Here is a 23,641-nt window from a genome sequence, read left to right as displayed (position 1 = left end):
ACATATGGCCAAGCTCGCATTCGATACCGGGGGGACCTTCACCGATTTCGCGCTGCTCGACGACAAGGGCGAATTGCATCTCCACAAGGTGCTGAGCACGCCAATCAACCCTGCCGAGGCCGTGGTTCGAGGTGTGTCCGAGCTGCTCGAACAATTCGGTAGTGCCGTCGATCTCAACAGGCTGCAGGTGCTTGGCGCCACCACCGTCGTCACCAATGCGGTGCTTGAGCGCAAGGGTGTCAAGACCGGCTTCATCTCGACGGCCGGCTTCCAGGACATGCTGCGCATTCGCAACGAAGGCCGCTACGACCTCTACGATCTGAATTTGAAATATCCGGATCCGCTGGTGACGCGTGCCAACAGCTTTGGTGCGGTCGAGCGTATCGCGGCCGATGGCGAGGTCATCACCGCGCTGGAGGAGGAGACGGTCCGCGAGATCGCCGGCCGGCTGCGCGAGGAGGGCATCAAATCCGTCGCCGTCTGCCTGCTGCACGCCTACAAATATCCTGATCATGAGCAGCGAATCGCTGCGCTGCTTCGTGAAGAGGACCCGGACGTCTTCGTGTCGCTGTCATCAGAGGTCTGCCCGGAGGTGCGCGAGTTCGACCGCGCCTCGACCACTGTCGTCAACGCCTATACGCGGCCGCAGATGTCCGGACACGTCGCCCATCTCGAACGCGAATTCGCCGCCAAGGGCATCAATCGACAGGTGCTGTGGATGACCTCGTCGGGCGGTCTCGTGCCGAGCAGCCGCGCCGCCGAGCTGCCGGTGCGCCTGATTGAATCGGGGCCAGCCGCGGGCGCGGTCGCGGCCGCCGAATTCGGCCGCATCGCCGGCGAGGGCAGCGTACTGTCCTTCGATATGGGCGGCACCACTGCAAAACTGTGCCTGATCCCGAACGGCGAGCCGACAGTCGGCACCGATCTGGAGGTCGCGCACTATCATCGCTTCCGCAAAGGCTCGGGCTTTCCGCTGAAGATCCAGTCGATCCGCATGATCGAGATCGGCGCCGGCGGTGGCTCGATCGCCGCGAAGAACCCGCTCGGCCTGCTCGATGTCGGACCGCGTTCGGCGGGCGCGCTGCCGGGACCGGCCGCCTATCAGCGCGGCGGCACCGAGCCGACGGTGACGGACGCGGATATCCTGCTCGGCTATATGGGCACCGAGTCCTTCGTCGGCGGCTCGTTCAAGGTGTCGAAAGATGCCGCGCTCACGGCCATGACGAAGCTTGCATCCTCGCTTGACGTCAGCGTTCCCCGCTGCGCCTGGGGTATCCACGATCTCGTCAACGAATCCATGAGCAAGGCGGCGGCGGTGCATGCGACCGACCTCGGCGTCGATCCGCGCAGCCTGCCGATGGTCGCCTTCGGCGGCGCGGGTCCGGTGCATGCCTATGGAATCGCGCGCAAGCTCGGCATCAAGCGCATCATCTGCCCGACGGGCGCCGGCGTTACCTCGGCGATCGGCCTGCTGATCGCGCCGGTCGCGGTCGATCTGTCCGTAAGCTTCCCGATGCAGGTCGACAATTGGGATTTCGCGGCGATGGATCGCCTGCTCGGCGATCTCGTCGTCCAGGGCGCCGAGGTCGTCCGTGCCGCTGGCGTTGTGCCAGAGACGATCACCAACACCTACACGGTCGACATGCGCCACGTCGGCCAGGGTCACGAGATCACGGTCGTGCTGCCGGATCGCAGCTTGCCGCCAAAGCAGTTCCACGAGGAATTGCTCGGCAATTTCTACAAGCTCTACCGCGAGCTGTTCGGCCGCACCGTTGCGGGCTCATCGGTCGAGGTGATCACCTGGCGGCTGCGGTCCAGCGGCCAGAAGGATCAGGTGACCCGCCCGCACACACGACATGCCGCCGAGGCCAGAAAGGGCACGCGCTCGGTTTATTTCAGCGAGCGCGGCGGTTTCGTCGAAACGCCAGTCTATGACCACTACAAGCTGCCGGTCGGCGAAGAGATCCAGGGGCCCGCGATCGTCGAGCAGCGGGAGTCCACCGCGGTCATCGGACCGAGCGGCACGGCTCACGTCGACATCAACGGCAATCTCGTGATCAATATCGCCTGAGGACGACGCACCATGTCCGTGAACGCTGCCGATTTCAACGACCCGATCAATCTCCAGGTGATGTGGAATCGATTGATCTTCATCGCCGACCAGGCCGACATCGTGCTCGGCCGCACCGCGTTCTCGCCGATCGTGCGCGAGAACCACGACTATGTGACCGTGCTGCTCGACAGCCGCGGCCGCGCGCTTGCGCAATGCACCTGGTCGATTCCGGTGTTCATCACCTCGCTGCCGGTGGCCGCGCAAAAATATTTCCTGCCCAGGTTTCCGGCTGAGACCCTGGAAGAAGGCGATGTGCTCGCCACCAACGATCCGGAGATCGGCACCGGGCATCTGCCTGATGTGACGATGATCACGCCGATCTTCAAAAAGGGCAAGGTCGTGGCCTATGCCGGTTCGATCGCGCATCTGCCCGATATCGGCGGCGCTCCCCTGCATTCCGAAGCCAGCGACATCTTCGAGGAGGGAATCCGCTTCCCGATCGTGAAGCTGCATAAAGCAGGCGTTCCCAACCAGGACGTGCTCGATATCATCGCCGCCTCGGTTCGGCTGCCGACCGAAGTGATGGGCGATCTCGAATCCATGGTTGCAGCCAACAATGTGATGGGCCGCGAACTGGTGAAATTCCTCGACGAGTATGATCTCGATGGCATCGACGAACTGGCTGATGCGATCCACACGCGATCCGAAGCGCAGACGCGGCGGGCGATCCGGCAATGGCCGAACGGGACCTACACCGCCGAGGTCCTGCTCGACGGCTACGACACTGATGTGACGCTCAAGGCGGCCGTGATCGTGCGCGACGATTCCATTCACGTCGATTACGCCGGAACGTCCGAGCAAATTCTTCACTCGATCAACTGCCGGACCAATTATCGCTACGCCCATTCCGTCTATGCATTGAAATGCCTGCTCGACCCGGATACTCCGAATAACGAGGGCTGCATCACGCCGATCACGGACGAGGCGCCGCTCGGCTCGATTCTCAATCCAGAGGAATGGACCGCGGGCAATTCGCGCAACCTCATCGGGCACGTCATTCCGTCGCTCATCTTCAAGGCACTGGAGGGCGTGGTGCCGGACAAGGTGATGGGCGACAGCGGCGGCGCGCCGATCTGGGCCGCCAACTGCGTCGGCCGGCGCGACGACGGCACGCAATACGGCTCGGTGCAGAATTTTCACGGCGGGCAGGGCGCGCGCGCCGAATTCGACGGTCTCGATACCCTGAGCTTTCCGTCCAACTGCAAGGTCACGGCGATCGAGATGTTCGAGATTGCCGTCCCCGCGCTTACTGAGTGCAAGGAGCTCATTCCGGACTCGGGCGGTGCTGGCAGGAGCCGTGGCGGCCTCGGCCAGCGCGTCGTGCTGCGCAATCTCGGGCGCAATCCGATGAACATTTACCTCGCGTCGGAGCGCGTACGTCATCCGTGCTTCGGTGTCGTTGGCGGCAAGTCCGGCAGTGCCGGCAAGGTGTACAAGAATGGCGAACCGCAATTCCCGAAGGGTAAGGTTGTCCTGAAGATGGGTGACCGCCTGGAGGTCGAGACACCGGGCGGGGGCGGATGGGGATGTACGTCCGAGCGCACGGCGGCTTCGGTCGAGCTCGACATTGCGGAAGGCTTGATCACGCCTGCGGCCGCAAGGCAGATTTACGGCTATCACCGCTCAAACGTGGCGGCGACCGCCGCCGAATAGGGGAAGCATGGGTTTGCTCGATGGCAAGATTGCGCTCGTCACCGGCGCGGGGACGGGAATCGGGCGTGAGACCGCGATCCTGCTGGCACAGGAGGGCGCAACGGTCGTCGTGACGGGGCGCCGGATCGACCCGTTACGGGAGGTCGTGAGCGTCGTGGAGAAGGCCGGCGGCAAGGCCGTCGCTCGCGCGATGGACGTGGCTTCGCGGGAGGCGATCCTGGAGACGGTTGCCTGGGTCAAGCAAAATGTCGGGGCGATCGATATTCTCGTCAACAATGCCGGCAGCGCCAGCAGGGTGCTGAACGCGCGCTTCATCAGCGAGGCGGAGTGGAACGCCACGGTGAACGTCAATCTCACCGCCGTGTTCAACCTGACGCAAGCCGTGCTCGAGGACATGATCGCAAAGAAGGAGGGCACGGTGATCACCGTGTCGTCGCTCGCGGTCGTCAATCCGAACCTGCTCGGCGGCGCCGCTTATGGTGCGGCCAAGGCCGGCGTGAAGAACTTCATGACCTTCCTGCACAATACGTTTCGTAATCAGGGCATCCGCGCGACGACGATCCTGCCGGGTGAGACCGACACGCCGATCATGGACAATCGCGCGAGACCGCCTCTGGATAGCGAACGTGCCGTGATGCTCAATCCGCACGACGTCGCGCGCGCGGTACTGCTCTGCGCCAGCCTGCAAAAGGGCGCGGTGATCCCCGAACTGCATATCTGCCCGACCTTCATGCGCGACACCTCTGCCGATATCGAGACGGCGCGCTGGGTCGGAGCGCCCGCGGGCCTTGCCGACAAGCCGAAGAGCTAGAGAAAAGGATCTCCCATGAACGGAGCGAAATTGCGCGCGCGCCTAGCCAAGGACGAGGCGGTCACCATGTTCACGCCGCACCACGCGTCATCGGGCCTCGCCGTCCGTCTGGTCGAGCTCGGTGCCGACGCCATCTTCGTCGATTGCGAGCACGGGACCTGGAGCTTTGAGGACGTGCGGGTCACGGCTCAGGCCATCCGCGGCGCAGGCGGCGCCGCGATCGTCCGTCCGCACTCCCACGAGCGACCGATCCTGATTCGGTATCTCAATGCCGGCGCCGACGGGTTGATGGTGCCGATGGTCGATACCGCCGATCAGGCGCGCGCCGTTGTGGACGCGGTCCGCTATGCATGTCCCGCCGACCACGAGAAGCGGCTGATCATCGCGATGATCGAAACGCCGCAGGCCATCGATAATATCGATGCCTTGCTGGCGGTCGAAGGCGTCGATGTCTTCTTCATCGGCCCCGGCGACTTGTCCCAGAACATGGGTTATCCGCCAGCGCCGCCGTTCGGGCAGCCTCGGCCGCAGGCCGTCGTCGAGCGGGTGGCTTATGCAGTCAAGAAGATCAGGGCGGCCGGAAAGGTCGCGGGCACGCTCGTGACATCAGACGAATTGCCATCCTGGCTCGATCACGGCGTGCGGTATTTCTACATCCACTCAGATCCGTTCCTTCGCGTCGGACTGGCCGGCGTCAAGAAGATGCTCGTTCGGTGAAGGGACCGAGTTGGAGCTCGGTGGCTGAAGCTGGCTCAAACTTGCCCATGTTGGATTGGCGCATCTTTGACGGCGCGCGGCGTGGGGCAACCGCTCAAGCGATGATCAAGAGAACGAGAGATGTGAGGGATCTCACACGGGAACTTCGAGTCCTGCACTAGTCAGAGCTTCGACTCTCTCAGAACCAACGGAGGTTCGCATGAAGCTCCTGATGATCTCTGGCCTGGCTGCGCTCGCGGTTTTCGTGGCCGCGACGAATATGCAGCGATCGCATCCATTACCGGCGAGTCGCGCATCGGTAGCTGGGATGCCCCCGGTGCAGGAGATGCAAAGACAGGCGCAACAAAGCAAACTGCCGGTTGAAGATTTCGTAGATCGATCCCTTGTGTTTCCAAGGGGAACACAGGAGTAGAAGGAATACTGCCGTCGCGTCTCAACCAATAGTGGTCGAGCTGGACGTCTTGGGACGGCTCGTATGTCTTCGAACGGTCGCAAGCGCCGTCTCAAGGACCCATGAAAATCGGGTTGATTCCGATGGGATCGCCGAGCAGTCCCAAGGATTGAAGCCGCGCGCTGTGGATGTCGACTTCAAGGACGGCCAGGAGCAGCGCCAACACGACGGCGATGTAGATGAGCAGTGGCGACGCGCCCTGGCTGCCGGGATCGCGGTTTCGCGGCGGCGACGCGCGAAAGTGCCACAACCGCGAGATGAGCTGCAGATAGGTTTTCGGGTGTACTTGCATGTCCAGCCTCGGTCCATGAGGCGTCCTTGGCAAGACTGCGACCACGTCGATCGCCAATCAAGGCGCCGCTTGTCGCACCTGGAACCGAATGCGAGCTACCCTCGTTGAGCTAGATCAAATGGGTGCGTTTTTGCCCAGAGGCTAGGCCTGTCGGCCACAGACACGCCACGGAAGATATCCGCAGAACGATCGCCTGACGTCACGGGACGGCATTTGGCCGTGGTGCAAAAGCCGGGCAGAATGGCACGGTGAGTGCTTCGCTGTGAGTGTCTCCGACGGCCAATGGATTTGACCTTGCGTCTCGCCACCGCCCTTCTGACGGCATCGCTGCTTCTCCCGCTGCGGCCCGCGCAGGCGCAGTTGGCGGGGCACGGTGGGCCTGTCCGCGCAATCGCCGTTTCGGTCGATGGCAGGACAGTTCTGTCGGGGAGCTTCGACACTGCAGCAATCCGATGGTCCCTGGCAACCGAGACCGCCGAGCAGGTCCTTCGCTTCCATTCGGGTGCGGTGAACGCGGCCGCCTTCCTCGGAGACGGACGAATGGCAACGGCTGGCGCGGACGGCCAGATTGCTATCTGGACGCCGGGCCGGCTGCAACCAGACCATGTTGTCGAAGGTCATACGGGACCCATTGTCGGACTCGCCGTTTCGCCCGATAGATCGAAGCTCGCATCGGCCTCGTGGGACCACACCGTGCGGATTTCATCCCTGTCCGACGGTGGGACGCGCGTGCTGCAAGGTCACTCGCAAGGCGTGAACGGTGTGGCCTTTGCCCCCGACGGAAAATCGCTGGTGAGCGTTGGCTACGATCTGACGGTGTGGATCTGGCCGCTGCCTGGCGGCAGCCCCGAGATCGTTGTGATGCCGGCGCCGCTGAATGCCGTAGCCATTTCGCCTGATGGCGAAATCGTCACCGGCGCGGCAGACGGGAAGCTGCGCATGATGACCGCCGATGGCAAGGAGAGTGGCGAGGTCATGGTTGGCGCCAGGCCGGTCGTGGCCCTGGCGATCTCGCAAGACGGTGCTTTGATCGCCACGGGGGCAATTGACGGCACCGTTGCGATCGTCGATCGCAAGGCGCGCAGCGTGATGCGCACGCTCGCCGGGCTCGGCGCGCCGGTCTGGTCGGTCGCGTTCCTGCCCGATGGCGCGACGCTCCTGACTGGCGGTGCTGACGGCAAGATCGGGCGCTGGAATGCTCTGACCGGCGCGGCGATCGGGTCGAACGTGCTGGGCACGCCGGCGGATCCGCTCGCTGCCTATGTCGGCGATCACGGCGCCGAAATGTTCAGGGCCTGCGTCGCTTGCCATACATTGTCGGAGAGCGAGGTACAGCGTGCCGGGCCGACGCTTGCGGGACTCTTTGGCCGGAAGATCGCCTCGCTGCCGGGCTATCGCTTCACCGACGCGCTCAAGGCGATGGATATCGTCTGGACCCCGGAGACCGTCTCAAAACTGTTCGAGATCGGGCCGAACGCCTACACGCCCGGCACCAAGATGCCGGAGCAGAAGATCGGCTCGGCCGAGGATCGCCGTGCGCTCACGGACTTTCTGGCGCGTGCGACGTCGAAGTAGCCGGCAGCAACGCCTTGCGCGTCCTCAAGCGAAGCCGGCGAGGTCCCAATGGCGACGCCCTAATACCCCGGCCATCGCTCCACGGGAATATTCGTTAGCTCCGGGTTCTCGTCGAGCATGCGAGCCACGTCGATGCTGGGACGTTCCTTGAGCGCCGTCACGACACACTGGTTGACGTATTTCCGGCGTGACAGCCACTTGATCTTCTTGCCCTTTGCCTCGGCCTTGCAGGCGACGATCGCCTGTTTGAGCGCGACCTTCTCCGCCTTGGTGAGGGTGGCAGCTCCGACCGCTGTGCCGGCGAGAACCGTGACGGCAAGGCATGTCGAAGAAACCATCATGAAACGAGGCATGCGGCTATTCCTTGTTCTCGCGTTGGCGCAGATAGTCATCCGTCGTCCGTGGTGGCGCGCGTTCCGGAACGTCCTGGATCGGATCGAACTGCTGTTCGCTCATGACAATGACGCGACAATCGGCGCACATCCGCAAGGCCTCGGTCCGGCGGTCCCCGGCGGGATACATCCAATGGCGCCCCTCGAGCTTCGTCGCGATCCGATCGATCGTGCTCTTCACGCCGAAGGGCGTGCCGCAGCGGACACACAGGGCCGGTTCTTCTTCCTTGATCACTTGCGCCTGCGCGCGTCTTGCCCGGAAGTCGATCTGCGGGGTGAGCGTGATGACCTTCTCAGGACAGGTGCTCTGGCACAGACCGCACTGCACGCAGGCGTCCTCCACGAATTTGAGGACGGGACGCTCGGGATCGGCGCGAAGCGCGCCGGTCGGGCAGGCCGAAACACAGGACAGGCACAGCGTGCAACCGCCGGCGTCAACGGTGATCGCGCCGATCGGTGCGCCCTCGGGCAAGGCGATCACGTCGACCGGCTTGGGCGCAAGGCGATGCAATTCACTCAGGCCAAAGCGAAGCAGATCGCCGCGCTTGCCGACCGTCCGGAAAGTCGCAGGAATCTCGAGGCCGGCGAGGGGGCCAATCCCCGTGAGTTGGTCAGCCAGCGTGTCGGGATCGTCGGTTTCGATCGCGGTCACGCGGTGGCCCTCAAATCCGAGCCCGGCGAGAATGGTCTTGGCCATGACGATCGTCTGCAACAATCCGGTCACGCCGTGTCGCGGCTTGGCGCGCAGGAGAAACCGCACGGCCGCCGCGCCATACGCGAATGCGCCGATAACGGCCTCCAGGCCGACCTGCGTCAACTCGTTGACGGCGAGGGGAAGCACGTTGGCTGGCAATCCGTCGCCGTGACGGGCGAGCGCATCGATCAGCGGCGTGCCGTGCTGGCCGTCATGCAGCAGCAGCACCGGATGCGTGCCGCCAGCTTCGCGATAGGCGAGCAGCATGGCGCGAAGGATCTGCAACTGGGTGTCGGCGGGCGGCAGCGCATAGGATGCAGCTCCTGTGGGGCAGGCGGCCGCGCATTGCCCACAACCTGCGCAGACTTCTGCGTTGACGGCGACATGGTCGCCGTCCGGCGTAATCGCGCCGGTCGGGCAAAGATCCAGGCAGCGATGGCATCCGGTCAGCTTCGAGCGCGAATGCGCGCAGAGGCTGGGCGTGAAGTCGACATATCTCGGCTTGTCGAAACTTCCGACGAGATCGCGAGCGGCAAGCACCGCGCGCAGCACCGCCGCCGGATCTCTCGGATCGGCGCGGAGATAGCCGTCCCTGAGGTCGTGCGCCGGAAACAGCGGTGGCTCGCCGGAGAGGTCGAGCACCAGATCGCAGCGCGAGGTCACCCCGTTGCGCGGGGCCTCGAACACGAAGCGGTCGCGCGAAGAGGGGCGCGGTTGAGCGTAGTCGTCGATCGTGAGCTCGAAGGCACCGAAATGTCCCCGCGCGTTGCGGATCTTGCCCTTTACGATCGGGAACACTGTCGCGGCAGGCGGCGTAACGTCTGTCGGCGGCTTGAGCATGACCGTGACATCGAGATGGTCTGCGAGCAGCCGCCCGGCTTCGGTTGCGGCCTCGTCGCGCCCATAGATCAGGATGATGCCGTCACTCGACAATGTGACCAGCGGAAAGTCCGGTGCGGGAATTGCAGCCGCCGCAAGCAGCGCCGCCATCTTCGCGCCCGCATTCGCACCGTCGCGCGACCAGCCTGCCGTCTCGCGGATGTTGACAAAGGTGATCCCGCCAGGGCGTTCGCCGATCTCATGGGTGAATTGCGCAGCCTGCTGCGTGCAGGCGACTGTCAGCGGGCCATCCGCCTTTGCTGCGTTGCGAAAATGGTCGAGCTCCGCGCCGCAGAGATGGCGAAAGATTCTGATCTCACAGTTGGGGCACCCACGCCGGATCGCGGCCGTGTCGAGGCGCATCGTGTCTTCACACGAGCAGATCAGGACGGTCTTCGCTGGCTGCTCCAGGTGAATCCCTCCGCCGGTGCGGCGCCAGTCTACGGACTCGCGCTATTCCTGCACCTCATATAGATTTTCACTATCGGGAAGAAAAGGAAAGTGGAAGAAGGCCTTGCGGTCGACCCAAACCAGCCACGTCTCCCTGGTGGAACCGATCCAACTGCCGCCGCCCTTCACGCTGGTCCGGTTGCGTGAGAGCGGAGACGCCTTTGCCCACGCTTGCCGCATTGCACCCGAGCGCGGCGCCGGCACGCTGGTGTGCGTCGGGCGGTTCGATCTCGCCGAATTCGCCGTGGTGCTCGAGCCAGGTGAACTCTTGAGCACCGCGCGGCGCGCTTTCTACGCCGGCATGGTCGCGCTCACCGACGCGCTTCGCGCCTATGCGCCGCCCAACAAGACGGTTGCGATCGGCTGGCCCGGCTCCGTCGAGATCGACGGCGGACTGGTCGGCGGGGGGCGGATGGGGTGGCCATCGTCCGCGCGCGAGAATGAGCCGCCCGCGTGGCTGGTGTTTGGCGCCATGATCCGGACGGTCGCAATGGCCGATCAAGGGGGCGGCGTTCATCTGCTCGCGTCCGCGCTGGATGAGGAGGGGTTCGGCGAAGCGGGCGCCGCGCAGGTGACCGAGAGTTTTGCACGGCACCTGATGCGGGTGATTGATCGTTGGCAGGTCGATGGCTTTGACAGCGTCGCACGCGATTATCTCAGCCGGGTTCCCCGCGAGCGGCGAACCGTCCTGAGCATCGACGAAAGCGGCGATCTCCTCACGCGCCGCGTCGGTACCGGCAAGGTTGAGCGGAGCGAGCTCGTCAAGGCGCTCGCCAAGCCATCCTGGTTCGATCCGAAGCTCGGAGGGCCAAGGACGTGACAAGTGCCGTGAAACTGCTGCGCGCCATCGCGCTCGATCCCTCAGACACCTTCGTGTTCGAGGCGGCGGCAGAGCCCGGCGAATGGGCCGTCTCCGGCGCGTTCCGCTTCTGCGACCAGGATCCGGCGACGTTGAGCGGCAAGGCGCGCGCGGCGTTCCGCGGCGGCTTCCTCGGGGTGCAGTCCTGGGGCTGGTCGACGCTGGTGCAGATTGTGCCGGCAACGGAGAGCGATTGCCGGGCGCTGGTCGAGCTCCTCGCCGGGCAACTCATCGATCGTTTCGGCGCGCCGGATCCGGCAACCGCGCGGACGGCCGCCGAAGAGGAGGTCGCCTTCGTGCGGTCGCTGTGCACGCATCCGATCAGTTCGCTCATTGCCGTCCACCGCTCGGTGAGTGACGGCGAAGTCCGCGAGACGTTCCGCAGGCTGCAGCTGCGGCAAGGGCAGGGGCACAGCAAAGCGTTCTCGTTCATGGAAGTCGAGGATGATGTCGAACCCGACAGCAATGTCAGGCTTGCCGACATGAGCCAGGAGCCGCGGCATCGATGAATGATTTCTGGATCGCGTGCGGCCACCATCTGCTCGATCGCGAGGCGGGCGGCGGGCTTTGCGTCACCGACGAGTTCCTGAAGGTCTATTTTGTCCGGCCCGAGCTGATTCCGCCGGACGAAGCATGCCCGGTCGAGCGGCGGCTGCACCGCGAGCTGCTTGCCGCTCCCCGCCGGGCGGTCAGTGCGGACGAGATCGCAGCGATTGTCGATGCGGATGCCCGGGAGAACTGGCGGCTCGTGCTTGCCGTTCGCGATCTCCTGGTGCGGCATCCGACCCTGGAGGCCGCCTATCTTGCAACCGTGCGGTCGGGGGGAAACGGATTGCCGCCGCTGTTCGTCAATCAACTCGTGCATGTCATCCTGCGCAATGCGCTGGACGGCTGCGATGACCCGTTCGTGCTGCGCGCAGCCGAGCTGTTCTTCCGCCCGCAGCGCATCCTGCCGCATGAACGGGCCTTGCTGCTCGGCGATGAGGAGGTCGTCGGTGGGCAGAGCCCGACCCCGGTGCTCTCGCTGATGTCGATGCTGGGGGCCGTGACCGATGCCGAACTGGACGTCTTGAGCGAGGGCAACGCCGACGACTATTGGCACCGAAGCGACCATTTCGACATGGCTTTCGATCTCACCGCGGGCGGGCGCGGGCCGAGGGCGCTGGCGCAGGCGATGGCGCGCTGGATCTCCCATCTGCTCGGGATCGACGTCAGCATTGAGCCGCTGCGCGAACTGCGTGATGCGCGGCTCACCTGGTATGTTGGGCTCGACGCCGATGCGACCAGGCTCGGCGACCGTCTCTGGCATGGCGAGCAACTCGACGACCGCAGCGCCGGCCGCGTGCTTTCATTGTTCCGTCTGACGTTTGCAGACCCGAGTGTTGCCGCGGACGAGATGCAGGGCGAGCCGGTCTATCTCTTCCTGTCGATGAACTCCGAACAGAAGCTCCGGATGAAGCCGCAGAATTTGCTGACGGGGCTGCCGATCAAACACCTGGAGAGGGTGACATGAGCCCGGCTGCGCTGCCGCTTGTGCGCATCCCCGTCGGTATCGTGGTCGGGCGGTACAAGGCGGACTCGCCGTGGACCGACTTTGTCTGGCGCGCTGTCGCCGTGCTGCCGGACGAGCCCGACACGAAGCCTTGGACGGTGCTCCGCGAAGAGGGCGGTGGTACGCTGTTCTATGCGGGCAGTGCTGCGGTTGATCTCTACAGTTCCGAGACGGCGCGCTATCGCGACAATCTCGCTTCGGGCAGTCCGAGCATCTGGACAGTGTTGTCGCCTGCGGAAGGCGCCTGGCCTTATTCGGTGGCTGCCGCCACCGCCGATCCTGCGGAAGGCGAGGCGTTCACGGAGGCCGGTGCGAATCTGGTCGAGGCCGTCCCCATGCCGGAATTGCTGCGTGAGCAGATTGAAAGCTTCGTTGCCGAGCACCACGTCGAACGGGAGTTCTTCAAACGCAAGCGGCGGAAGGCCGATCCGGAGGCGCTGGCGCGCCGGCAGCATGAAGGCGGACACGAATGAGTGAGGATAGGTTCCTGGCGCGCTGGTCCCGTCGCAAGCAGGAGGCCAAGGCGAACCCGACGCAATCCGATCCGGCAATGCGCGGTGACATGCAGTCCGCACCGCCGCCCGCCGCGAAGGACGACGAAGCGGAGTTCGACCTCTCGAGCCTGCCTTCGATCGACTTGATCACGTCAGCGACCGACATCAAGGCGTTCCTGCGCAAAGGGATTCCGCAGGAGCTGACGCGTGCGGCGCTTCGTCGCGCCTGGAGCGCTGATCCCGCCATTCGCGACTTCGTGGGGCTTGCGGAAAGCGCATGGGACTTCAACGATCCGACCGCGATGCCGGGCTTTGGTCCGCTGGATTGTTCGGAAGCAGAGCTGGCCGCGTTCGTGGACAGAATCGTCGGCGGCCTTGGCAAGTCAGTCGAGACGCTGTCTGAGACTCCGGTTGAAGTCACGGATTCTTCGCGGGAATTGCGCCAGGTCGAGAGACCGAATGTCGAGATCGTCGCCGAAGAAGCTGCGCCCACCGAGCCCGCACCTGTTCCTGCTGCAACGCAACTAACGATCGCCGAAAACACTGGAAGCGAACAACTGTCGATTCCCCGCCGCACGCATGGCGGCGCGTTGCCCCGCTAGGGCCCCCGACGAAAGGCCATAGCCTCGGACTATGGGAGGCGATTGACCCTCCGTTGGGCCGGGACTACGCTTCGTCTAGTGCTTTGTAGCAAAAGCAAAATCAGCACCTGGGACTTGGATGGGAGGTCCACGTGCGTGATGATGGCCTTGAGCGAGCCATTTACGCCGCTGGCGGCGTTGCTGGGCTTGCGCGCAAAATCGGCATCAGCCAACCCTCCGTTTCGAACTGGAACCAGGTGCCCGCACAACGGGTGATTGCGGTCGAAGCGGCTACCGGCGTATCGCGCAAAGACCTGCGGCCTGATCTGTACGGCGAGCCGCTTCTGTCCGAAGGGCTGATTGAACCCGTCGATGCGGCGCGTGCGCAGGAATATCTGCTGCTCGCGACCCTCTTGTCCGCAGCACCGTCAAGAAGGCTGCTCGATCAACTGGCCGCATTGACCGGTGATGCGACGCCACTCGGGCGCGCGCATGCTGAGCTGGCCGCGGCCGCCGCCAATGCAGACGCAGCAGAGGCCGAACGCGAATATTTCGATCTGTTCGTCGGTCTCGGCCGCGGCGAGCTCTTGCCCTATGCCTCCTACTATCTGACGGGATTTCTCAACGAGCGGCCGCTGTCGCGCCTGCGCGCCGATCTCGCCGCGTCCGGGATCGAGCGCGCCGCGAATAATTCGGAGCCGGAAGATCACGCCGCCATCCTGTGCGAGATCATGGCAGGTTTCGCGGGAGGCCGCTTCCCTGCGTCGTTCGAGGCGCAGCGCGCATTCTTTGACAAACACGTCGGGCCCTGGATAGGGCGGCTGTTCGCCGACATCGAGGGCGCGGAGAGTGCCGTCTTCTATCGTGCGGTCGGCGCGCTCGGTCGCGCCTTTATCGAGATCGAGACGGAGGCATTCACGTTCGCCAACTGACCTGCACCGGCGGGTCCAGGAGAGATGCGATGAGTGAAGACAGGAAAGCCACAGTCGGGCGCCGCGATTTCCTGCGCAAGGTCGGCGCCGGCACGGTGGGCGCCGGTGCGACGCTCGCGACACCGCTGGTCGGGTCTGCGCAGGCTGATAGCGAAACCAACGATGAGAAGCGCAAGGCGCGCTACAAGGAAACCGATCACGTCAAGGCCTTCTATCGCGTCAATCGTTATCCGGCTAAGGGAGGTTGACCGTGCTGATCAAGCGAGCAAACCACCGTTCCCTGCGCCATGGTTCCGTTGCCGAGTCCCTTGCGGGGCAGGCCGGCGGTCTCGACCGCCGCAGCTTCTTGCGCAAATCCGGTCTCGCCGGTGGCGCGCTTGCCGCGCTCGGCACGCTGCCGGTCGGCGGCGTGCGCAAGGCGGCGGCGGCGATGGCCGGTCCGCTCACCGCAGGTGCGAGCGTCCGCAAGAGCATCTGCACGCATTGCTCGGTTGGGTGCACGGTGACGGCCGAGGTCCTGAACGGGGTATGGATCGGCCAGGAACCGAGCTGGGATTCTCCGATCAATCGCGGCTCGCATTGTGCCAAGGGCGCATCCGTGCGCGAGCTCGTGCACAGCGAGCGACGGCTGCGCTATCCGATGAAGCTCGTCGGAGGGCAGTGGACCCGCGTGTCCTGGGATACCGCAATCAACGAGATCGGCGACAAACTTCAAACCGTACGTGAGAAGTCGGGCCCCGATTCCGTCTATTGGCTTGGCTCGGCCAAGATGACCAATGAAGGCGCCTACCTGTTCCGCAAGCTTGGCGCATTCTGGGGAACCAACAACACCGATCACCAGGCCCGCATCTGCCATTCGACCACCGTCACCGGCGTCGCCAACACCTGGGGCTACGGCGCGATGACCAACAGCTACAATGATATCCGCAATGCGAAGACGCAGGTCATCCTGGGCGGCAATCCGGCAGAGGCGCATCCGGTCTCGCTGCAGCACCTGCTCGAGGGCAAGGAACTGCAAAAGGCCAACTTCGTCGTCATCGATCCGCGCCTGACGCGCACCGCCGCGCACGCGACGGAGTACGTGCGGATGCGGCCGGGCACCGACATCCCCGTGCTTTACGGCATGATGTGGCACATCCTCCAGAACGGCTGGGAGGACAGGGAGTTCATCCGGCAGCGGGTCTACGGGTTCGACGATCTCCGCAAGGAAGTGGAAAAGTGGAATCCGGAAGAAGTCGAGCGCGTCACCGGCATTCCCGGCGAGCAGCTCAAGCGCGTCGCCAAGATGTTTGCCACCGAGAAGCCGGCCACGCTGATCTGGGCCATGGGCCAGACCCAGAAGACCGTCGGCACCGCCAACGTGCGTGCCAGTTGCATCCTGCTGCTGATGACCGGCAATGTCGGCGGCGCGGGCATGGGAGCCAACATCTTCCGCGGCCATGACAACGTGCAGGGCGCGACCGACGTCGGGCTCGATATCGTCACGCTGCCGTTCTACTACGGTCTCGCCGAGGGCGCCTGGAAGCATTGGTCGCGGGTTTGGGAGGTCGACTATGACTTCCTGAAGTCGCGGTTCGATTCCAAGCAGATCATGGAAACCCCCGGCATTCCGCTGACCCGCTGGTTCGAGGCGGTGACGCTGCCGAAGGATCAGGTCGCGCAGAAGGACAGCGTGAAGGCGGTGTTCGTGCAGGGACACGCCTCCAACAGCATCACCCGTATCCCTGAATCCCTCAATGGCCTGAAGGCGCTGGAGCTGCTCGTCATCGCCGATCCGCATCCGACGACCTGGGCCTCGCTCGCAGTCGAGGCGGGGCGCAAGGATGGCGTCTACATTCTCCCGGTCGCCACCCAATTCGAGTGCAAGGGCTCGCGGGTCGCCTCCAACCGCTCGCTGCAATGGGGCGAGCAGATCGTGAAGCCGGTGTTCGAGTCGAAGGATGATCTCGAAATCATCTACCGCCTGGCCAAGAAGTTCGGCTTCGCCGACCAAATGTTCAAGAAGATCAAGGTCGAGAACAATCTTCCTGAAGCGGAGGATGTGCTTCGCGAGATGAACCGCGGCAGCTGGTCGACCGGCTATTGCGGGCAATCGCCCGAGCGCCTCAAGGCGCACATGAAGAACCAGGCGAAGTTCGACATGCTGACCATGCGCGCGCCGAAGGACGATCCCGAGGTCGGCGGCGACTATTACGGCCTGCCCTGGCCATGCTGGGGATCACCGGAGGTCAAGCATCCCGGAACGCCGCTACTCTACAATACCAATCTGCATGTGATGGATGGCGGCGGCACGTTCCGGCCGCGGTTCGGCATCGAGCGCGAGGAGAAGCTGCCGGACGGCACGACGCGTAAGGTGAGCCTGCTCGCGGACGGCTCATACTCGCTGGGGTCGGGCATCCAGGACGGCTATCCGGAATTCACGCTCGCGAGCTTGAAGAAGCTCGGCTGGGACACCGAGCTCACCGAAGCGGAAATGGCCGTGATCAACAGGGTCAACCCCGCCACTCCGGACGCGGTGTCGTGGTCGCTCGACCTGTCGGGCGGCATCCAGCGCGTCGCACTGGCGCATGGCTGCGTTCCCTATGGCAACGGCAAGGCGCGCATGAATGCCTTCGGCTTGCCCGATCCCATCCCGGTTCACCGCGAGCCGATCTACACGCCGCGCGTCGATCTCGTCGCCAAATACCCGACGCTGCCCGACGCCAAGCAGTTCCGGATGCCCAATATCGGCTTCTCCGTGCAGAAGGCTGCGGTGGAGAAGGGAATTGCAAAACAGTTCCCGCTCATCCTGTCGTCCGGCCGGCTGGTCGAATATGAGGGCGGCGGCGAGGAGACCCGGACCAACCCGTGGCTCGCCGAATTGCAGCAGGACATGTTTATCGAGATCAATCCTGCCGACGCCGCCGAGCGCGGCGTCAAGGACGGCGGCTGGGTCTGGGTCACGGGTGCCGAGAACAATTCCCGGGCGAGGATGAAGGCGCTCGTCACCGAGCGCGTCGGCAAGGGGGTTGCCTGGATGCCCTTCCACTTCGGTGGCTGGCTTGCGGGCAAGGATCTCCGCGGCAACTACCCGAAGGGCACCGACCCGATCGTGCTCGGTGAAAGCGCCAACACGATCACCACCTACGGATACGATCCCGCGACGAATATGCAGGAGGCCAAGGTCACTCTCTGCCAGATCGCGGCGGCATAAGGAGCAACGACGATGGCACGTATGAAGTTTCTCTGCGACGCCGACCGTTGCATCGAGTGCAACGCCTGCGTCACGGCCTGCAAGAACGAGCACGAGGTCCCCTGGGGCATCAACCGCCGCAGGGTCGTCACCATCGCCGATGGCAAGCCGGGCGAACGATCGGTCTCGATGGCCTGCATGCACTGCACGGATGCGCCGTGCGCGGCGGTGTGCCCGGTGAACTGCTTCTATACCACCGCCGATGGCGTGGTCCTGCACTCCAAGGATCTCTGCATCGGCTGCGGCTACTGCTTCTACGCCTGTCCGTTTGGCGCGCCGCAATATCCGAAGGTCGGCAATTTCGGCTCGCGCGGAAAAATGGACAAATGTACCTATTGCGCCGGCGGCCCCGAGGCCGATGGCAGCAAGGAGGAGTACGAGAAATACGGTGCGAACCGCCTGGCCGAGGGCAAGCTGCCGCTGTGTGCCGAGATGTGCTCGACCAAGTCGCTGCTCGCCGGCGACGGCGAGATCATCGCCCAGATCTATAAGGAGCGTGTGCTGAAGCGTGGCTACGGCTCAGGAGCCTGGGGCTGGAAGACTGCATATCGCGAGACGATCGAGTCCTGAAGCAGGCCGCGGGCGACGCGGCACAAATGCCGGGGAGGAGTCCATGTCCTCATTTGCAAGGTTCATTCGACCAGCCATCGGCGCGTGGGCGTTGCTTTTGTTGATCATGGCGGCTCCGGCACCGTCGCTGGCCCAGCAGATCAATCCGACGGCGAGCTCGGTCAACGAGCGCCAGTTGCTGCAGGAGATGGACCGGATCCAGGGACGCGTCAGCATCCCCGACCAGCGCTCCAGCGTGCTGATGCAACCTGCTGGCCGCGAGTGGCGTGAATTCCGCAACGTCGTGCTGCGGTGGATCGGCGGCGTTGCCGTGCTCGGCATGCTGGCGGTGCTGGTGATCTTCTATTTGACACGCGGCATGATCCGCCTCGAAAGCGGACGATCCGGCCGCACCATCGTACGGTTTAACACCTTTGAGCGCGGCGTGCACTGGATGACCGCGACCTGCTTCGTGATCCTGGCGATCTCGGGACTGAACATCACGTTCGGGCGGCCGCTGCTGCTTCCGCTGATCGGATTTGACGCCTTCTCTGAATGGTCGCAATGGGCGAAATTCGCGCACAATTACCTGAGCTTTCCCTTCACGATTGGCGTCGTGCTGATCTTTCTGATGTGGATCGGCGGCAATTTCCCCGACAAGGTGGATCTGGAGTGGATCAAGCGCGGAGGCGGCCTGATCGGTCACGATCATCCGCCGGCTCGCCGCTTCAACGCGGGGCAAAAGGGGATCTACTGGATTGTTGTGATCGGCGGTGGCCTCGTCGCCGCGACCGGGTATCAGCTGATGTTCCCATTCTACGCGACGGGAATCGAGGGCATGCAGATTGCCCAGATCGTTCACTCCGTCGTGGCCGTGCTGTTTATCGCCGCGATGCTCGCTCACATCTACATCGGCACAATCGGGATGGAGGGGGCTTTCGAGGCGATGGGATCAGGTGAAGTGGATGTCAACTGGGCGCGCGAGCACCATAGCCTGTGGCTCGACCAGGAGTTGGCACGGAGCGGCCCGAACGATTCTCAGCCGCGGCCTCGCCAGGCTGCGTCCGCAGCCGAATAGAGCCGACGGAGCCTTGCTTAAAGACGCACGCCCGTCGTCGCAAACGCTTCTGCGACGGGTTGCTGTACGCTGTCGAGCACGGCAACTCCAGCCACCGTGATTACGATCGTCGCAACACAGGCAAGGATGAAAGCTTTCATCGCGATTCCTCCTCACGAGCGTTATACAGGACTTCTGGCCGCGAATAAACGCTGCGCTTAGGCAGGTCAACGCGGGCCGCAGCTAGATGTTGGATGCGAAGCCGGTGTTTCGGCTTTCCGCAGCTCGTTCCAGATCCCACGCCCGCTGCAGGCGCTCGGCGCTTGTCGACTTCAATATGCCGGCCCAGGCGTTACCGAGTGTCTTGATGCCTTCGTGCAGACTGGAAGCGTTCCCGACCGACCAGTCAGGCAAGCCCATGGGGACGCTGATCGACCAGGCCCAGCTGTCTCCGGACCGATGGACGTTGCCGATCACATGCCCCTCATAGATGACGACGTAGTGGTCCTTGACGTCCGGCCACCGAAGCTTCGCATTGAGGGAAATAGATTGTTTCATGAACAATGCTTGTGTCGTAGGGCTGGCGGGTAAATCACTTCGAATGCAATGCTCCGAACGCTCGCGATCGGCGCGTCCGGTCAACAAACTTCCAAAAGAGGCCCGGGCACCAGGCGAATGGCCTCGTGGCTGGCCGCTGGCCGAGGAGGGGAGTGCCGGGACTGACCGAGGTTTCCGAGCTTGATCCCGACCTATCGGTTTGACACTATGCCGACATATTCGGAGAAAGTCATGTACAAGTCATGTCTTGTTGCGATCGCAACTGCCGTCTGTTTGTATGCATTGCCCGCCAGCGCGCAGGTGAGGCCGTACCCTTTCGGCGATGAACCGTATCGCCTGAACTGGTATCCCGATCCCGAGATCGCGGCCGGCTGCTGGAAATGGAATTGGCAGCAATACCAGTGGGACAATTATTGTCCGGTCTACGTCCGTCCCAAGGCTTACATGTACCCGCGAGCGCGGGCAGTGGTCGTTCGCGCGAAGGGGTGACGGGCGGGGCCGATGCGCGGCGCCTTGCGGAGGCGCCGCTCGGTCCTGTCGATCAGTAGTTCTCGATCGTGCAGGCGATCTGGCTGTGCTTGCCGAAATTGAGCAAGGCATTGCCGCGGAAGCCGTCGACCCAGACGCCGGGACCGGCATAGCGATATCCGACTCCCATCGGGACCAGACGCACACGCACGCCGCCGGAGTGGCCCGTATGCAGCGATGCCGTCACAACCTCACCGGCAACGGACACCGCGATCGGGCACAGGGGGTATTGCCTGCCGTTTTCGCAGCTGAAGACGAGTTCCGAGCAGCTGCCGATCGCGCCCGGTGAAGCCCGCAGCGCCATGTCGGCGGCGGCGGCCGCGCCAGGATTGCCGGCCAAGCCGCCTCCCATGACAATGGCTGCCGCGAGACCCTTGGCCATCAAATTGCGCATCGTTGCCCCCAATGGATTCTTAAAATCACCGGCTAACAGAGCAAAAATCACCAACAGCGTCAAACCGCAGTGTCTCCCACGATGCCGTCGGGGCGTGCTTGGCGCTCATCTGTTGCTTTCCCGTGACAGGGTGCGGTGGTGCATCTTGGCCCGCAGCAGCGTGTCGGAGGGCAATTCGCCGAACTCGCTGCGGTAGTCACGCGCAAAGTGACCGAGATTGCCAAAGCCGCATTTCGCGCAGACCTTGGTGACGGTCGTCCGCGAACCGGCCTCTTCCAGCATGTCGTAGGCATGAACGAGGCGGATGCGCTTCAGAAAATCAGCAGCCGTAATCCCGCGCAAAGCAAAATGCTTCTGAACGGTGCGCAGGCTGACGCCGTGCTGGCGGGCGACGTCGGCGATGACCAGCGGCCTGTTCCAATGGGTTTGCAGGTGCTGGATGAAGCGAAGCATGTTCTCGGACGTCTCGTTGCGTCCTCGTCTTTCGGTGATATCGACGCTTATTCCGATCAAGTGCGTCACCTGCCCGCGGCTTTCGCTCACCGGGTTCACCGCCTGCTGGGTCCAGCGCACACGGCCATCGCCGTCGAGCTGCCGGCATGCGAGCATGCCTGCCGCCCCGCTGAGCCCGCGCCGCAGCAGGCCTCGCACCTGATCGAGATCGTCGGGATGGATCATCTTGGTCAGCGTTTCGATGGTGGCCTCGGGCGAGGCCGGCACCGGTCCAGCCAGCACGCTATATGCACCCGCTCCATCGGGCTGCTCGGGAACGCGCCAGCGCCAGATCGTGACGCCTGCCGGGGTGCAGGCGGCTTCGTCCGGTTTCGCAGGGGCTTCCTCGAGCAGACAACTGATCCACTCCACTGCACCGCATTCACCCCTGATGCCGGACTGCACAGTCCTCATGCGCACGAAACGACCGTCCTTCGTCAGGTACCTGGCATCGAAGCGGCATTGATCGGACATCCTGTTCAACAGGCTTCTCAGGCTCGCGAACCACACGTCGCGGTGTTCGGGATGTACGAGATTGTGCAGCGAAAGCTGAGGTAGTTCCTCCGCACCATAATTCAGAGTTTTTTGCACTGCGTCGTTTGCACATGCGATGCGGCCTGAATGAGGGTCGAACAGCAGGGCGCCGATCGAGATCCCATCCAGCAGCAATCTTGGCATTCCGTCGAGATTCTCCGGCTTGCTCATGTCGGCGCGCTGCTTCTCTTTGCGCGCCTGCCTGGCGCACGCTCTGCGTGAATCGCGATGCGGACGAGGGAATAAGTGCGTTTTTTTCGAGCCAGAATCACGGCGGTACCATAATGCGGTTTAACAGAAATTGGTATTGGGGTGCTGCAATGAGCCGCTCAGCGTTGAGCGAAGCGTGTCTTTTTGAGCGAACAAAATCGCGACGTCCGACTTTCAAACTATTGCCTCAACGCGAACGTGCACGATAGCCTTTGCCTAATAATTGGTTAAGGCGCTTTGCTGAGGGGCTGAGTGTTTTTTGAATCGAGACGTCCTGGAGGCCTGATTTGCAGGCCACCCGCTCCCGGGCGTCACTCGCATCCATCCATCACGTAGTCCCAACGGCGTGAAACGCCGCTGGCGCAATGGCGCGCCCGCTGGTCGATGACCGAACTGCCTTCTTTGCAATTGGAATGACTTTGGAACGTCGCTGTTGCGTCTGACGCGACCTTATTTTAGCGGAGTCTTTTGATATGCCCAGCAACAACCCCGGCAACAAGGCCATACTTTATTCCTACAATGTCGGCACTGTTCTGATCACCGTGTACAGCGACGGCACCGAAACAGTCTCCAACTACGATGCCGGCGTTACCACGAAGACCATCACGGGCAATCAAAGCCAGGCCATCGCAGACAACGACGACAAGGCCACGATCGTCTACGCGAACAATGCCGGAGACACGATCGACGGCAGCAAGGGCTCGGGCAACGACGCCTACTTCGGCGGCAACGGCAAGGATATTCTGTGGGCCGGTAGCGGAAACGTCTACCTGGACGGAAACAACGGTTCCGACATTCTGCACGGCGGCAAGGGCACAACGACGCTCGTCGGCGGCAACGGTGGCGACGTGCTGTACGGTGGAATCGATGGCAACAAGCTCGTCGGCACCGATATTTTCCTTTACCGCGGTGCGGTCGATTCTCCCTACGCAGCTGGTGGGCCCGCTCCGGTGAGTTCGCCGAATGGTTGGGACATCATCCAGAACTTCGAGCACGGCAAGGACAAGATCGATTTCACGGTGCTCGCGGACACCCAGGTTGGGGCCGGCGGGACGACACAGCTCACCGGATCTGGTCCGAATCATCTGGTCTGGCGAGGGGCGGTTCAGAGTGATGCGCAGTCGGGTGTGGCCAATTCCGCTCTCGCGCACAGCGTCTGGACCGACAAGGCAGACAGTAACGGCAACACGCATTTCCTCTATGTCGACACGACTGGCGACGGCAAAGCGGATATCAAGATCCAGATCGACAACGCTGCGCTGGGCGATGTGAATGGTGTCAGGGATAACTCTGCGCCGATCATCACGTCGGGGTCTTCCGGGTCCGAAAAGGAAAACACTGTTGCTGCGAACGTCGTGTATCAGACACTCGCCACAGATCCCGAGAATGATACGCTTCACTTTACATTGACCGGCGATGATGCCGCCCTTTTCGATATTTCCGCGACCGGCGCCGTGACCTTCAAGGCCTCGCCCAACTTCGAGGCCGCGGCCGACCAAAATCACGACAATGCCTACAAGATTACCGTTCACGCCAGCGACGGCTTCAAGGAAGCCACGACCGACGTGACAATCAACGTCACCGACGTGAACGAGCAGCCGGCCTCGCTCGGCGTCAGCAACCAGGCCTCGGTTGCGGAGAA

Annotated in this window: 24 protein-coding genes and 1 pseudogene; 18 read left to right on the top strand and 7 right to left on the bottom strand. The window is 63.4% G+C overall.

Annotated elements, in window-relative coordinates:
• Window positions 1-4: 4 nt before the first annotated feature.
• The 5 genes from BM118_RS33155 (at window position 5) to BM118_RS33135 (ending at window position 5,706) form a co-directional block, all read left to right on the top strand.
• Complete coding sequence (locus tag BM118_RS33155; protein WP_177234917.1) at window positions 5-2,071, top strand: hydantoinase/oxoprolinase family protein; 2,067 nt, start codon at window positions 5-7, stop codon at window positions 2,069-2,071.
• 12 nt (window positions 2,072-2,083) lie between these two features.
• Window positions 2,084-3,766, top strand: a complete 1,683-nt coding sequence (locus BM118_RS33150; protein WP_092191200.1) for a hydantoinase B/oxoprolinase family protein — start codon at window positions 2,084-2,086, stop codon at window positions 3,764-3,766.
• Window positions 3,767-3,773: 7 nt separating this feature from the next.
• Window positions 3,774-4,577 (top strand): SDR family NAD(P)-dependent oxidoreductase, encoded by an 804-nt coding sequence (locus BM118_RS33145; RefSeq protein WP_092191198.1) that lies wholly within the window; start codon window positions 3,774-3,776, stop codon window positions 4,575-4,577.
• 15 nt (window positions 4,578-4,592) lie between these two features.
• Complete coding sequence (locus BM118_RS33140) at window positions 4,593-5,294, top strand: HpcH/HpaI aldolase family protein (protein ID WP_092191196.1); 702 nt, start codon at window positions 4,593-4,595, stop codon at window positions 5,292-5,294.
• 199 nt (window positions 5,295-5,493) lie between these two features.
• The gene (locus BM118_RS33135) at window positions 5,494-5,706 is read left to right on the top strand and encodes a hypothetical protein (protein WP_092191194.1); all 213 of its coding nucleotides are present in this window, start codon (window positions 5,494-5,496) and stop codon (window positions 5,704-5,706) included.
• A gap of 91 nt (window positions 5,707-5,797) precedes the next feature.
• On the opposite strand, the gene BM118_RS33130 is transcribed toward BM118_RS33135, so the two are convergent.
• Window positions 5,798-6,037, bottom strand: a complete 240-nt coding sequence (locus BM118_RS33130; RefSeq protein WP_092191192.1) for a hypothetical protein — start codon at window positions 6,035-6,037, stop codon at window positions 5,798-5,800.
• 282 nt (window positions 6,038-6,319) lie between these two features.
• Here BM118_RS33130 and BM118_RS33125 point away from each other — a divergent pair, with 282 nt between their 5' ends.
• Window positions 6,320-7,612: a c-type cytochrome gene (locus tag BM118_RS33125; RefSeq protein ID WP_092191190.1), complete on the top strand. Its 1,293-nt coding sequence runs from the start codon at window positions 6,320-6,322 to the stop codon at window positions 7,610-7,612.
• Window positions 7,613-7,671: 59 nt separating this feature from the next.
• Here the strand turns inward: BM118_RS33125 and BM118_RS33120 are convergent, their stop codons facing one another.
• The gene (locus tag BM118_RS33120) at window positions 7,672-7,965 is read right to left on the bottom strand and encodes a hypothetical protein (RefSeq protein WP_244550291.1); all 294 of its coding nucleotides are present in this window, start codon (window positions 7,963-7,965) and stop codon (window positions 7,672-7,674) included.
• A 4-nt stretch (window positions 7,966-7,969) separates the two neighbouring features.
• Window positions 7,970-9,940: a 4Fe-4S binding protein gene (locus BM118_RS33115; protein WP_092191188.1), complete on the bottom strand. Its 1,971-nt coding sequence runs from the start codon at window positions 9,938-9,940 to the stop codon at window positions 7,970-7,972.
• A 64-nt stretch (window positions 9,941-10,004) separates the two neighbouring features.
• On the opposite strand from BM118_RS33115, the gene BM118_RS33110 reads away from it, so the two are divergent.
• The 10 genes from BM118_RS33110 to BM118_RS33060 all read left to right on the top strand — a co-directional run bounded on the left by BM118_RS33110 (window position 10,005) and on the right by BM118_RS33060 (window position 19,304).
• Complete coding sequence (locus BM118_RS33110) at window positions 10,005-10,847, top strand: biotin/lipoate--protein ligase family protein (RefSeq protein WP_092191186.1); 843 nt, start codon at window positions 10,005-10,007, stop codon at window positions 10,845-10,847.
• 8 nt (window positions 10,848-10,855) lie between these two features.
• Window positions 10,856-11,395 carry a DUF6505 family protein gene (locus BM118_RS33105; RefSeq protein WP_092191184.1) on the top strand — a complete coding sequence of 180 codons (540 nt, stop codon included), beginning with the start codon at window positions 10,856-10,858 and terminating at the stop codon, window positions 11,393-11,395.
• Entirely contained in the window at window positions 11,392-12,399 is a 1,008-nt protein-coding gene (locus tag BM118_RS33100; protein WP_092191182.1) for a DUF6352 family protein, read from the top strand. Before BM118_RS33105 ends, BM118_RS33100 begins: the two co-directional genes overlap by 4 nt.
• Complete coding sequence (locus BM118_RS33095) at window positions 12,396-12,911, top strand: DUF3305 domain-containing protein (RefSeq protein WP_092191180.1); 516 nt, start codon at window positions 12,396-12,398, stop codon at window positions 12,909-12,911. The genes BM118_RS33100 and BM118_RS33095 overlap by 4 nt, the downstream gene beginning before the upstream one ends.
• Window positions 12,908-13,534, top strand: a complete 627-nt coding sequence (locus BM118_RS33090) for a DUF3306 domain-containing protein (protein ID WP_092191178.1) — start codon at window positions 12,908-12,910, stop codon at window positions 13,532-13,534. The genes BM118_RS33095 and BM118_RS33090 overlap by 4 nt, the downstream gene beginning before the upstream one ends.
• 131 nt (window positions 13,535-13,665) lie before the next feature.
• Window positions 13,666-14,445 carry a molecular chaperone TorD family protein gene (locus tag BM118_RS33085; RefSeq protein ID WP_092191176.1) on the top strand — a complete coding sequence of 260 codons (780 nt, stop codon included), beginning with the start codon at window positions 13,666-13,668 and terminating at the stop codon, window positions 14,443-14,445.
• Window positions 14,446-14,474: 29 nt separating this feature from the next.
• The gene (locus BM118_RS33080; RefSeq protein WP_092191174.1) at window positions 14,475-14,693 is read left to right on the top strand and encodes a twin-arginine translocation signal domain-containing protein; all 219 of its coding nucleotides are present in this window, start codon (window positions 14,475-14,477) and stop codon (window positions 14,691-14,693) included.
• Window positions 14,694-14,695: 2 nt separating this feature from the next.
• Complete coding sequence (locus BM118_RS41885; protein ID WP_177234916.1) at window positions 14,696-17,638, top strand: formate dehydrogenase subunit alpha; 2,943 nt, start codon at window positions 14,696-14,698, stop codon at window positions 17,636-17,638.
• A gap of 12 nt (window positions 17,639-17,650) precedes the next feature.
• The gene (gene fdh3B, locus BM118_RS33065; RefSeq protein WP_011088224.1) at window positions 17,651-18,247 is read left to right on the top strand and encodes a formate dehydrogenase FDH3 subunit beta; all 597 of its coding nucleotides are present in this window, start codon (window positions 17,651-17,653) and stop codon (window positions 18,245-18,247) included.
• Window positions 18,248-18,290: 43 nt separating this feature from the next.
• The gene (locus BM118_RS33060; RefSeq protein ID WP_092191170.1) at window positions 18,291-19,304 is read left to right on the top strand and encodes a formate dehydrogenase subunit gamma; all 1,014 of its coding nucleotides are present in this window, start codon (window positions 18,291-18,293) and stop codon (window positions 19,302-19,304) included.
• Between the two features lie 17 nt (window positions 19,305-19,321).
• Here the strand turns inward: BM118_RS33060 and BM118_RS42615 are convergent, their stop codons facing one another.
• Window positions 19,322-19,444, bottom strand: coding sequence for a hypothetical protein (locus BM118_RS42615; RefSeq protein WP_271566199.1), 123 nt, complete (start codon window positions 19,442-19,444; stop codon window positions 19,322-19,324).
• Between the two features lie 82 nt (window positions 19,445-19,526).
• Complete coding sequence (locus tag BM118_RS33055) at window positions 19,527-19,925, bottom strand: hypothetical protein (protein ID WP_177234915.1); 399 nt, start codon at window positions 19,923-19,925, stop codon at window positions 19,527-19,529.
• A gap of 147 nt (window positions 19,926-20,072) precedes the next feature.
• Between BM118_RS33055 and BM118_RS33050 the strand changes: the two genes are divergently transcribed.
• Complete coding sequence (locus BM118_RS33050; RefSeq protein WP_092191582.1) at window positions 20,073-20,330, top strand: hypothetical protein; 258 nt, start codon at window positions 20,073-20,075, stop codon at window positions 20,328-20,330.
• A gap of 52 nt (window positions 20,331-20,382) precedes the next feature.
• On the opposite strand, the gene BM118_RS41880 is transcribed toward BM118_RS33050, so the two are convergent.
• Window positions 20,383-20,826 carry a hypothetical protein gene (locus BM118_RS41880; protein ID WP_244550290.1) on the bottom strand — a complete coding sequence of 148 codons (444 nt, stop codon included), beginning with the start codon at window positions 20,824-20,826 and terminating at the stop codon, window positions 20,383-20,385.
• A 42-nt stretch (window positions 20,827-20,868) separates the two neighbouring features.
• Entirely contained in the window at window positions 20,869-21,960 is a 1,092-nt protein-coding gene (locus BM118_RS33040; protein WP_092191164.1) for a helix-turn-helix domain-containing protein, read from the bottom strand.
• Between the two features lie 512 nt (window positions 21,961-22,472).
• On the opposite strand from BM118_RS33040, the pseudogene BM118_RS33035 reads away from it, so the two are divergent.
• Window positions 22,473-23,641: pseudogene (locus BM118_RS33035) on the top strand (hypothetical protein); the annotation flags it as partial.

This window comes from Bradyrhizobium sp. cf659 (assembly GCF_900113725.1).
Lineage (GTDB): Bacteria > Pseudomonadota > Alphaproteobacteria > Rhizobiales > Xanthobacteraceae > Bradyrhizobium.
This window is presented reverse-complemented; position numbering and strand designations above follow the sequence as displayed.